The organism is Oleiphilus sp. HI0128 (assembly GCF_001635365.1).
The window spans coordinates 1-1,382 of sequence record NZ_LWGG01001578.1; the positions used below are offsets into that span (position 1 = coordinate 1).

2 protein-coding genes are annotated in these 1,382 nt (G+C 45.9%); both read right to left on the reverse strand.

The window, feature by feature from the left end:
• Positions 1 to 246: hypothetical protein (locus A3763_RS25900; protein ID WP_156495346.1), on the reverse strand; the 246-nt coding region annotated here is incomplete at its 3' end.
• Positions 247 to 333: 87 nt separating this feature from the next.
• Positions 334 to 1,382, reverse strand: a 1,049-nt coding sequence (locus A3763_RS25905) for a 2-oxo acid dehydrogenase subunit E2 (RefSeq protein ID WP_197483142.1), incomplete at its 5' end; no start/stop codon positions are given.

Genomic DNA, 1,382 nt, shown 5'->3' on the forward strand with positions numbered 1-1,382 from the left:
TTTAATCAGGTACTCGTGGTGTATCAAGGGGCTTACTAATACTTCTATTTTCCCTCCCACTTTCAGATCATCAGCATGCTCTTTTGAAACCGAGATAGCAAAGCCCAAACTTGAGAAGTCTGTGAGGGAAACCGAGAGGCTTTTATGCTCCAGACGAATCATCGCCTGGAAACCGTGCTTCCCGCTTAAAGATTGCCGAGCGATACGTCTATCTTCTCGGCTTATGAACTGGGTCTTAAATTCCATTATGGAAGTTACTCTAATTAATTGACAGCCTACAGCTATTTATTGAATTTATTATTTAATGACTGCCCGCATTCTGTACAATTTTTCCTACAATAACAACTCTCGCAAGTCACCTAGCACCTGTGACAATAAAGTTGTGAAACGCGCAGCATCGGCTCCGTTAACTGCTCGATGATCATAAGATAAAGACAGTGGCAACATTAAGCGTGGTTTGAAGGCTTCACCGCCATCCCAAACCGGTTTCATTTGCGCTTTCGATACCCCTAAGATCGCCACTTCCGGTGTATTTACAATTGGTGTAAAGGCGGTACCGCCCACACCACCTAAACTAGAAATAGTAAAACATGCCCCCTGCATATCCGCTGGCGACAACTTTCTGTCTTTCGCTTTGGCTGCCAAAGACTGGCATTCCTGGGCAATATCCCAAAGGCTTTTTTGGTCGACATTGCGAATAACCGGAACAACCAAGCCAGCAGGCGTATCTACTGCCAAGCCGATGTGTATATATTTCTTACGTACAATTTTCTCGTTTTTTATATCGAGTGAAACATTGAACTGCGGTAGCTGCTGCAAAGCATAAGCGCACGCTTTTATAATGAAGGCTACCGGTGTCAGCTTTACGCCGCGACTCTCAGCCTGTGCTTTGTGGCCTTTTCGAAAAGCCTCAAGGTCTGTAATGTCCGCCTCATCAAACTGCGTAACATGCGGAACCGTTAGCCAACTGGCCTGCATATTCTTAGCAGTAAGGCGCTGAAGTTTATCCATCTGCTGGATTTCAACTTCTCCAAATATTGAGAAGTCAGGCAAAGCAATTTCAGGAAGACCTAGCCCCCCTTGGTTACCACTTTGCGCAGCCTGGACCTGAGACTTTATATATTTCCTTAAGTCCTCTTTCAGAATTCTACTTCGAGGCCCGGAACCCTTTACTCGAGACAACTCAACTCCATGCTCTCTCGCAAATTTACGAACTGCAGGACCTGCATGAACCTTGCTTCCTGAAATCTGAGGCAGCACCGCAGGCGCATCATCCTCACTTACGATTGTCTCTTCCCGGGCATCAGTGTCATGCTCAGGTTTGGGCTTATTTTCATTGCTAGGCTTGCTGATTTCTTCGTTAGCATTCGCTGCTGATGAAC